Here is a 780-nt window from a genome sequence, read left to right as displayed (position 1 = left end):
GACGTGGACAAGCTGCCGATGGAACTCGTTGCCGTGCTGAGGCCAGTCGACGTCGAAGTCGACAGGCTATCGATGCTGCTGGTTGCGGTGCTCAGGCCCGTCGAGGTGGATGTGGACAAGCTGCCGATGGAACTCGTTGCCGTGCTGAGGCCAGTCGACGTCGAAGTCGACAGGCTATCGATGCTGCTCGTCGCGGTGCTCAGCCCAGTCGAGGTCGACGTGGACAGGCTGCCAATGGAGCTCGTTGCAGTGCTGAGACCAGTCGACGTCGAAGTCGACAGGCTATCGATGCTGCTGGTTGCGGTGCTCAGGCCCGTAGAGGTCGACGTGGACAAGCTGCCGATGGAGCTCGTTGCCGTGCTCAAACCGGTCGACGTGGACGTCGACAGGCTATCGATGCTGCTCGTCGCGGTGCTCAGACCGGTCGAGGTCGACGTGGACAGGCTGCCGATGGAGCTCGTTGCCGTGCTCAGGCCAGTGGACGTCGAGGTCGAAAGGCTGCCAATGCTGCTGGTCGCGGTACTCAGACCGGTCGAGGTCGACGTAGACAGGCTACCGATCGAACTCGTCGCCGTGCTGAGGCCAGTCGACGTCGAAGTCGACAGGCTATCGATGCTGCTCGTCGCGGTGCTCAAGCCCGTCGAGGTCGACGTGGACAGGCTGCCGATCGAACTCGTTGCTGTGCTCAAACCGGTCGACGTGGACGTCGACAGGCTATCGATGCTGCTGGTTGCGGTGCTCAGGCCCGTCGAGGTCGACGTGGACAGGCTGCCGATCGAA

Annotated in this window: 1 protein-coding gene; it reads left to right on the top strand. The window is 62.9% G+C overall.

What is annotated here, in order from left to right:
- Nucleotides 1-18: 18 nt before the first annotated feature.
- Nucleotides 19-780, top strand: a 762-nt coding sequence (locus tag AC07RV_RS33160) for a hypothetical protein (protein ID WP_492715129.1), incomplete at its 3' end; no start/stop codon positions are given.

The sequence above is a fragment of the Variovorax sp. GW821-FHT09B01 genome (assembly GCF_059418345.1).
The sequence above is the reverse complement of the archived record's forward strand: the minus strand, read 5'-3'. Positions and strand labels throughout refer to the sequence as shown.